This is a genomic window from Acinetobacter sp. UBA2581, from assembly GCF_002339435.1.
In the GTDB taxonomy this organism is placed as follows: Bacteria; Pseudomonadota; Gammaproteobacteria; order Pseudomonadales; family Moraxellaceae; genus Acinetobacter; species Acinetobacter variabilis.
On sequence record NZ_DDLD01000065.1, the window covers coordinates 21503 to 29660 of the forward strand.

Below are 8158 nucleotides of genomic sequence, written 5' to 3' on the forward strand. Positions count from 1 at the left end.
GGCATTGATAAAACTTATATCAAGCATAAACTTATTGGGCACATTAGCGAGCCACTCATCTCCCTGAAATCATATGATCGACTTTAAACCCTCCATCAATTTTTGGCACGATTTTAAAAGCAACCAAATTGCCGGGATGTGGTTATTTCTGGGATCTCGGCGTTCGCTGCAACTGGTGCGTCCCTCTATTCTACAACTGGTGTTCTGGGGCATTTTGGGCGGCTGTGCTAATAGCCTGTTTAGCTGGCTCAGTTCCGGCCGCATGGGAGATTTTAACTCTCAAGGTCTGATCAGTTATGCACTTTGGCCCTTTATTGCCTTGATTGTCGGGATTTTCTTGTCCCAGCGAGTGAATAATCCTCGTTTGATGCTGGTACCTGCATTACTCTGGCTAGTGCTGGATACGCATATCATGCTGTTCCAGAGCCTGATCCAGTATCTGGGTGATCTGGATTATCTACCCTATATTTTCTACGCCTATATTCCGACCCTATTTGTCATGCTGTTTGTCTGGCAAAGTCTGGCTGTGGTCTGGGTAATTTCACGTGAATTAAAATGGCCGTGGTGGGAACGGGCACTGATTATGCTGGCCACCCTGTTTACTTTGGTGGTGTGGCAGATTTCGGTGAAAGATCAGCCCATCTGGAAAGTTGAAGAAATTCCACCAAGTTTTGCTGAAGATGCTTTCTATACTCAGCCGATCTTGCTGAACAAGGCACTAGATGCAATTGAATATGGCGAATTTGCACAATCGCACTGGTACTTCATGGGCGTCGCTGGCGCAAGTTATCAGGATGTGTTCTATTCAGAAATAGAGCGGATTAAAAAGCAGTTTGATACCCGGTTTGGGACTTTCGGCCGTTCGATTATGCTGGTAAATCATCCAGCAACACGGACTGAAATTCCGCTTGCTTCTAAAACCAGCATGGAACTGGCCTTGCGTCGTATTGGCCAGCAGATGAACCGGGAAAGTGATGTGCTGTTTCTGTATATGACCTCACATGGCTTGCCAAATGAATTTGAAATGGAAAATGCACCGTTAGACCTGGCATCAGTTGATCCAGAATGGTTGCGTGATACTTTGGATGCCTCAGGTGTGCGCTGGCGAGTGATTGTTATTTCTGCCTGTTTCTCAGGTAGTTTCGCTTCGGCTTTGCAGAATGATAATACCTTGATCATTACTGCTTCTGCTGCTGACCGTCAGTCATTCGGTTGTTCGAACGAAGCTGACTATACTTATTTCGGTCGTGCTTTCTTTGATGAGGCCATGCGTGAAAATAACAGTCTGAAAGCCTCTTTTGAGCAGGCCAAGACTACAGTGGCTAAATGGGAAGCAGCTCAGGGATTTGAACGGTCAGAACCACAATGGGTGATTGGCAAAAACATGGAATTGATGTTGCCACAACTGGAACAGCGTCTTTTCCCTCCAGCGACGACCACTTCAGCATCTCCGTCTGTCGCTTTGGCTCCATAAACCAATCTACAACTTTAGAAAATAGAAAAAGGAATGATGATGGAACTGGTACAGAATAATCGAAGCTTTGAGGGTGAACAGCGGATTTATAGCTTTGAGTCTAAAATATTAAAAAAACCAACCAGATTTGGCATCTTCCTGCCGCCACAAGCTCTGGAAGGCCAAAATTGCCCGGCTTTATTCTATTTAGCTGGCCTGACCTGTACTGAAGAGACTTTTGCAATCAAGGCACATGCCCAGCGTTTGGCTGCCCAGCTTGGCCTGATTCTGATTACACCAGACACTTCACCACGTGGAGATGATGTTGCCAAAGGGGATCACTGGGATATCGGGCAGGGTGCCGGATTCTATATCAATGCCACTCAAGCACCGTGGGCTGAACATTATCAGATGGAAAGCTTTATCGTCGATGAGTTGTATGAACTGGTGTGTGAAGAGTTTGTAGTGCAGGCAGATAAGATCGGGATTTTCGGTCATTCCATGGGTGGACATGGTGCTTTAACTTTGGCTTTTAAATATCCGGAAAAATTCTGTTCAGTTTCGGCATTCGCACCGATTTGTGCACCGAGCCAATGTCCATGGGGTGAAAAAGCATTCTCGAATTATCTGGGTGAAAACCGCGAAGAATGGTTGAAGCATGATGCAACTGCGCTGGTTCAGGAAAAGGGTGCACTGTTTAGCGACATCCTGATTGATCAGGGCTTTTCTGACCAGTTCTATAGCCAGCTGAATCCGGCGTTATTTCAGCAAGCCTGCGATGCCGTGAACCAGAAATTAACCTTACGTGAACATCAGGGTTATGATCATGGTTACTATTTTATTCAAAGCTTTGTAGATGACCACCTACAATTCCATGCCGTGCAATTAAATCCATAAGCCAAGCAATAAAAGTGAAGCAAACTTAAAAGTGCAATAAAACTCCAAAAATAGGTCATGTTTTTGGAGTTTTTTATATGAATATCAAATAAATATAATAAAAATGGCATATAAGTTGCTATTCAAAAATCAGGTAGAACCAGTTGCAGTTAAGAACACGATGCACAATAAGCCTGAACTAGAGATTGACCAGCCATCACCTTCACTAGAAAAACATAACTTCCGATTTCATGGCAGTGCCACGGAATATTTTGGAATCTGGATGGTGAATCTGATGTTAACCATCGTTACGCTTACTTTGTATAGCCCTTGGGCAAAGGCACGCCGTATCCGCTATTTCTACGGTAATACCCAATTGTTAAAAACATCGCTTTGACTTCATTGCCATGCCAAGCCGATATTGGCGGGGTCGGGGGGCGTAAACCGATTATCGAACTGCCTGAAGATCGCCGGATTGAATTTTTGACCAAAGCACCGCATTGGCTGAAGATTAAATCCAAAGAAATCTATCATGCCATATGGAAATTTGAACGTTCTCCACTCCTGATTTTCTTCTCGATGATTATCGTGATATGTGCGGTAATTTTTATTCTTAAATGGGGGATTCCTCATACCGCCCAGCAGCTCGCTCAATTACTTCCCGAACAGACCTTGATCGAGGTAGGAAATCAAACTGAGCAGAAATTAATTGAGCAAACTGAGTCATCCAAGCTCTCCGCAGAGCATCAAGCACGTCTAAAAAAATTGTACGAACAAAAAATCGCGGTAGGGCAACCTGCAAAGATTATTTTCCGTCAAGGTGGAGAAACTATGGGGCTTAATGCAGCAGCGATTCCAAACAATACCATTATTGTTACCGATGAACTGGTCAAGCTCAGCGGTGCAGATGAAGAAGTCCTTGCAGTACTGGCACATGAACAAGGTCATCTGGTGCAAAAACATAGTATGCAAAAAGTGATTTCCAACTTGAGTGCAGCAGGATTATTTGCCTTGGTAACGGGAGATTTAAGTGATGTGGTGGCGGCATCTATAGCGGTACTCGCCGATGCGGGATATTCACAGGCGCTTGAACTTGCTGCGGATGATTATGCCATGCAACATTTGCATCAACAGCAGATCTCCAGTATTCATTTGTCGAACTTTTTGCAGCGGGTGAAAAATGCCAGAATACTGGCAGAGGAATCACAAACCTTAAAAATGAAAAATTTCACTCTCAATATCGATGGAAAAGACCGGCACCTGACAGAAACTGAACTGAAATGGATTCGCCTGATCGGGAAGTTTAAAAAATATCTGGAATCACATCCCGAACTGGATAAAAGAATTAAACGGATTCATGCTTTTAATGAACAGGCGAATCATCATTTTTAGCTTCTGATCATTATTATGCTTTGATTATCAAGGCTTTTTAGTGCTTATCTTTGCCAGTCGGCAGTCAGATTTTCCTGTCCCATACGGATCAGATGATCCAGCACTACATTTTCAAGTTTATTCAGGTCAGTGGAATCAGCATTGCTCTGAATCGTTACGGTAAGATGATCTGCCTCGGGTGTCAGACTCACTTCTGCACTTGGAAAATGAATCAGGAAATTTTGTCCGGTTTCATCAATATTAAATTTATTTTTCCAGTGATTGGCCAGGCGTTTGGCAATTCGTGAAGCTTGTTGCGTCTGGATATGGGCAATACTTTTCATCAGTTTTCTACACTATTCATCATTATCCTGTACTTTAAACCAAGCAGTGATGCTGGCATAAGCCTCAAAGCGTTACACAGCGTTTTAATCTTGCAACATCGAATCACAGTAGCCGGAGCGGATTTGATATAATGGGAAAAATCCAATTTCACTTAGCCAGGTCCTTTCATGTCCAAGCCTTATTTAATTGCACCTTCTATTTTGTCTGCCGACTTTGCCCGTTTAGGTGAAGAAGTTGAAAATGTACTTCAGGCCGGTGCAGACGTTGTGCATTTCGACGTTATGGATAATCACTATGTACCCAATTTAACCTTTGGCGCAGGTGTATGTAAGGCATTGAAAAAATATGGTATTCAGGCACCTATTGATGTGCATCTCATGGTGAAACCTGTAGATCGTATGATTGGTGACTTTCTGGAAGCAGGCGCAGATATTATTACGTTTCATCCGGAAGCATCTGATCATATTGACCGTTCTTTACAATTGATCAAATCGGGTGGTGCTAAAGCCGGTCTGGTATTTAATCCAGCGACACCATTGCATTATCTGGATTATGTACTGGATAAGGTTGATCAGGTACTGCTAATGAGTGTGAACCCCGGCTTTGGCGGACAGAAATTCATTCCAATGACTTTGGATAAATTACGTCAAGCACGCAAGATCATTGATGCTTCAGGTCGTGATATCCGTTTAGAAGTAGATGGCGGTGTGGGACCAGCAAATATTCGTGAAATTGCAGAAGCTGGTGCAGATATGTTTGTGGCTGGTTCAGCGATTTTTGGCAAGCCGGATTATAAAGCTGTGATTGATGATATGCGTAGTGAGCTGGCTAAAGTCGGTCAAATTCAACTTTAATCTCTAAAATGTTTAAGGTGTATAAATCTGTGGATAACTTTATGGATAAGTGTGTAGATATCTATGTTGATAACCATATGGATATGTTGCATATTTTGTAATCGTTTGTAGCCTGATTGATTGTATCTTAGACAAAATTTGTATAAAAAGAACTCGACTGGAGTTCTTTTTACCTATGTCAACCCTTGATTTTGGTGATCGTTTATTCATCAAAGGTTAATAATCAAGCCAAACAAAAAGTGATCAATAGGTCTTGGTTATGTGTTTCATTGTGTAAGATCTCCACGCTTTTTTTAAATTTAATTCATGTGCATAACTTAATAATATGGATTTATTCCTTGTTTGTTTTTCTTACTCAAGTCTCTGTAATGTCATAACACGATTTCCCGTGTTTGCGTTCCTTAAGATAGGCTGAAATCTTCAAGTTGTCCTGAGCATTTGAGTAAGACATGGTTAAGTTAATTCTCATTCAGTCAAATTTTGTAAACGGCAGTTTGGTTTTACCGTCTGCTTTATAGAATGCCTGTTTTTTTTAGGGGGAACGACCTCCCTTGTTGATTAAGTTTATTAAATTCAACAAGAAAATTCGTCAGGACGGCCTGACCCTGTTAATTAGGAGGAGGGCAATATGGCCTGGATTATACTTGTATTCGCTGGACTATTTGAGATTGTCTGGGCCTATTCCATGAAGCTCTCAGAGGGTTTTACTAAACTCACACCGAGTATTTTTACGATTGTTTTTATGGTGCTCAGTTTTGTATTACTGGCCTATGCCATGCGTACTTTGCCTTTAGGGACTGCCTATACCATCTGGACGGGCATTGGCGCAGTTGGCTCATTTCTGGTCGGTGTTATAGTTTTAGGTGAACCTGCTTCTGCTATGCGTATGCTGGCTGCGGGGCTGATTATTTCCGGACTTGTTTTGATGAAATTATCCTCCTCCTAAGAGCTGTTGAGCAGTTTTGATTTCGAGTAAAATAAAAACTGGCAAGCTTGATTCTGTAGGAGTAGGGCCATGCAACTCAGTCATATTTATATGGACTCGCCTGTAGGGCAGTTGCAGCTGGTCGCCAATGAAACGGCACTGGTGGCTGTACTCTGGGATTGTGAAAAACCGAATCGGGTCAGGTTGGCAACTCTGGTTGAAGATCCACAGCATCCAGTATTGATAGAAGCTCGGCGTCAGCTTCAGGAATATTTTGCCGGTCAGCGCAATGTTTTTGATTTGCCTTTGGACTTTGCTGGTACAGATTTCCAGAAAAAAGTCTGGCAGGCTTTGCTGAATATTCCTTATGGACAGACCCGAAGTTACCGAGAAATCGCTGAACAGGTCGGTAATGTTAAAGCAGTACGCGCCGTGGGTGCTGCCAATGGTAAAAACCCGATCTCGATTATTGCACCTTGTCATCGGGTGATTGGCAGTAGCGGTAAGTTAGTAGGCTTTGCAGGCGGTCTGGATAAAAAAGAAATTCTGTTAAATATTGAGAGAACCCATTAAGATCAAAATCATAAAATTAATGAAAATTAAAATATGGATCTGTTCGCAACACAAATCTTAGGCCAACTCTGGTCCAGTTTATGGTGGGTTCTTCTACTTTTTATTGGTTCCATCGTATTTAAGTTATTTAAACCATTTTTAAAAGGGAAGCTGGGAGAATTCGCTGTTGCCACGCATGTCAAACTTTATCTGAAAGACCCTGAGTATCAATTATTAAATGATTTGACTCTTCCGGATGGAGACGGAGGAACAACCCAAATTGATCACCTCTTATTAAGTCCTTATGGCCTGTTTGTGATTAAAACCAAAAACTATAAAGGCTGGATCTTTGGTGGCGAGCGACAAAAGACCCGGACGCAAAAACTTTATAAAAATAGCTATAAATTTCAAAATCCGATTCATCAGAATTATAAGCACATCAAAGTTCTGGAGCAGTTGCTAGCTGATATTATCGAGCCAGACCAGCTGCATTCTGTGATTGTATTTATGCCAGATGCGGTATTCAAAACCCCAATGCCAAATTATGTGTTTCGAGGCGCAGGTTGGACAGATTATGTAAAAAGCTTTAATCAGCGAGTTATTTCTGATACCAAGATTAAACGTATCCAGATTCGCTTGGAGAAGGAAGTACTAGAAAAATCCTGGAAAACCAACCGTGAACATGTCGCAAATTTAAACAGGTGGCAATCCGAACAGAAAAGCCTTTGAATCATTCAAAGGATTTTTCTTAATTTTTCGAGGCTTTTAACTTTTCAGTAATTTCAACCAGCTGTTTAATCCGTTTGACCTCATCCCAGAGTACTTTGGCTTCAGGATAATGCTTAGACATCATCCCCAGCCATTGTTTGTAACGGCCGACCATATTCATTTCCTTTTTATAGGAACCATTCAGGAAACGGATTTGCAGTTCAAGCAGCTCATTCCAGGTGATGAGCGGCTCATCAGAATTTTGACGAATACATTGGGTCAGATCAGGTGTAGTGACTGCACCACGGCCAATCATCAGGTCTTCACAGCCTGATTCTAGCTGACATTGCTTCGCATCGGCATTGGTCCAGATTTCACCATTGGCAATGACATTGATTTTTAAGGCTTCACGGATCGGTTGCAGTTGGTCCCAAAAGGCTGGCGGAGTATAGCCATCGGCCTTGGTCCGCGCATGAACAGTGACCCAGGCCGCTCCAGCATCTTCAATGGCATGCGCATTTTCCATCATGAAGTTGCGATCCATATAACCCAGACGCATTTTCGCCGAAACCGGGATATGTGCGGGCACTGCATCACGAACAGCTTTGACCAATTCATAAACGACTTCAGGTTCATCTAGTAGTACTGAACCACCACGGTGACGGTTTACGGTTTTGGCTGGACAGCCGAAATTCATGTCAATTGCAGGCGCGCCCATAGCAGCGACTTTCACTGCATTGGCTGCCAGCATTTCCGGGTTATTTCCCAGAAATTGTACATGCACTGGCGTACCGGTAGCAGTTTTGCCCTCATTATTTAACAGTTCAGGGCAGTAGGTGTGATAGATATGATCTGGCAGCACCGAATCCGTGACACGAATAAACTCGGTTACACACCAGTCGAAGCTCCCGACGGATGTCAGTACATCACGCATAATCGGGTCAGTTAAGCCTTCCATGGGTGCAAGAACAAGTTTCAATGGTCAACACCTGTTAATTCGAAAAACGGTGTTATACGGCTTTTTGGTGGGAAAGTCCAGGCAGTTTAATTTTCGGTGGTGTTTCAAAAAGTATG

Annotated in this window: 9 protein-coding genes and 1 pseudogene; 8 read left to right on the forward strand and 2 right to left on the reverse strand. The window is 42.8% G+C overall.

Features of this window, described 5'->3' with window-relative positions; translation table 11 throughout:
- Positions 1 to 73 precede the first annotated feature (73 nt).
- The 4 genes and pseudogenes from B3Q46_RS07825 (at position 74) to B3Q46_RS07840 (ending at position 3721) form a co-directional block, all read left to right on the forward strand.
- Positions 74 to 1474, forward strand: a complete 1401-nt coding sequence (locus B3Q46_RS07825; protein WP_005234177.1) for a C13 family peptidase — start codon at positions 74 to 76, stop codon at positions 1472 to 1474.
- 39 nt (positions 1475 to 1513) lie between these two features.
- Positions 1514 to 2350, forward strand: a complete 837-nt coding sequence (gene fghA, locus B3Q46_RS07830) for an S-formylglutathione hydrolase (RefSeq protein ID WP_005234179.1) — start codon at positions 1514 to 1516, stop codon at positions 2348 to 2350.
- Between the two features lie 160 nt (positions 2351 to 2510).
- Positions 2511 to 2763, forward strand: a pseudogene (locus tag B3Q46_RS07835) (DUF898 family protein); the annotation flags it as partial.
- Complete coding sequence (locus B3Q46_RS07840; protein WP_005234189.1) at positions 2723 to 3721, forward strand: M48 family metallopeptidase; 999 nt, start codon at positions 2723 to 2725, stop codon at positions 3719 to 3721. The pseudogene B3Q46_RS07835 and the gene B3Q46_RS07840, both read left to right, overlap by 41 nt.
- A 44-nt stretch (positions 3722 to 3765) precedes the next feature.
- Here the strand turns inward: B3Q46_RS07840 and B3Q46_RS07845 are convergent, their stop codons facing one another.
- Complete coding sequence (locus tag B3Q46_RS07845) at positions 3766 to 4044, reverse strand: DUF2218 domain-containing protein (protein WP_005234191.1); 279 nt, start codon at positions 4042 to 4044, stop codon at positions 3766 to 3768.
- Positions 4045 to 4212: 168 nt separating this feature from the next.
- Between B3Q46_RS07845 and rpe the strand changes: the two genes are divergently transcribed.
- The 4 genes from rpe (at position 4213) to B3Q46_RS07865 (ending at position 7105) form a co-directional block, all read left to right on the forward strand.
- Positions 4213 to 4899 (forward strand): ribulose-phosphate 3-epimerase, encoded by a 687-nt coding sequence (gene rpe, locus B3Q46_RS07850; RefSeq protein WP_005234194.1) that lies wholly within the window; start codon positions 4213 to 4215, stop codon positions 4897 to 4899.
- Between the two features lie 628 nt (positions 4900 to 5527).
- Positions 5528 to 5845 carry a quaternary ammonium compound efflux SMR transporter SugE gene (sugE, locus tag B3Q46_RS07855; protein ID WP_005234210.1) on the forward strand — a complete coding sequence of 106 codons (318 nt, stop codon included), beginning with the start codon at positions 5528 to 5530 and terminating at the stop codon, positions 5843 to 5845.
- Positions 5846 to 5914: 69 nt separating this feature from the next.
- On the forward strand, positions 5915 to 6397 hold the full coding sequence (locus tag B3Q46_RS07860; RefSeq protein ID WP_005234212.1) for a methylated-DNA--[protein]-cysteine S-methyltransferase: 483 nt from the start codon (positions 5915 to 5917) through the stop codon (positions 6395 to 6397).
- A 33-nt stretch (positions 6398 to 6430) separates the two neighbouring features.
- The gene (locus tag B3Q46_RS07865; protein ID WP_005234214.1) at positions 6431 to 7105 is read left to right on the forward strand and encodes a nuclease-related domain-containing protein; all 675 of its coding nucleotides are present in this window, start codon (positions 6431 to 6433) and stop codon (positions 7103 to 7105) included.
- A 19-nt stretch (positions 7106 to 7124) separates the two neighbouring features.
- Here the strand turns inward: B3Q46_RS07865 and B3Q46_RS07870 are convergent, their stop codons facing one another.
- The gene (locus B3Q46_RS07870) at positions 7125 to 8063 is read right to left on the reverse strand and encodes a tRNA dihydrouridine synthase (RefSeq protein WP_005234215.1); all 939 of its coding nucleotides are present in this window, start codon (positions 8061 to 8063) and stop codon (positions 7125 to 7127) included.
- Between the last annotated feature and the right edge of the window lie 95 nt (positions 8064 to 8158).

Bases quoted from the DNA above. Each gene is read 5' to 3' on its own strand.
- B3Q46_RS07865 (WP_005234214.1), top strand. From the start codon at position 6,431: ATGGATCTGTTCGCAACACAAATCTTAGGCCAACTCTGGTCCAGTTTA.
- B3Q46_RS07845 (WP_005234191.1), bottom strand. From the start codon at position 4,044: ATGAAAAGTATTGCCCATATCCAGACGCAACAAGCTTCACGAATTGCC.
- rpe (WP_005234194.1), top strand. From the start codon at position 4,213: ATGTCCAAGCCTTATTTAATTGCACCTTCTATTTTGTCTGCCGACTTT.
- fghA (WP_005234179.1), top strand. From the start codon at position 1,514: ATGGAACTGGTACAGAATAATCGAAGCTTTGAGGGTGAACAGCGGATT.
- B3Q46_RS07825 (WP_005234177.1), top strand. From the start codon at position 74: ATGATCGACTTTAAACCCTCCATCAATTTTTGGCACGATTTTAAAAGC.
- B3Q46_RS07860 (WP_005234212.1), top strand. From the start codon at position 5,915: ATGCAACTCAGTCATATTTATATGGACTCGCCTGTAGGGCAGTTGCAG.
- sugE (WP_005234210.1), top strand. From the start codon at position 5,528: ATGGCCTGGATTATACTTGTATTCGCTGGACTATTTGAGATTGTCTGG.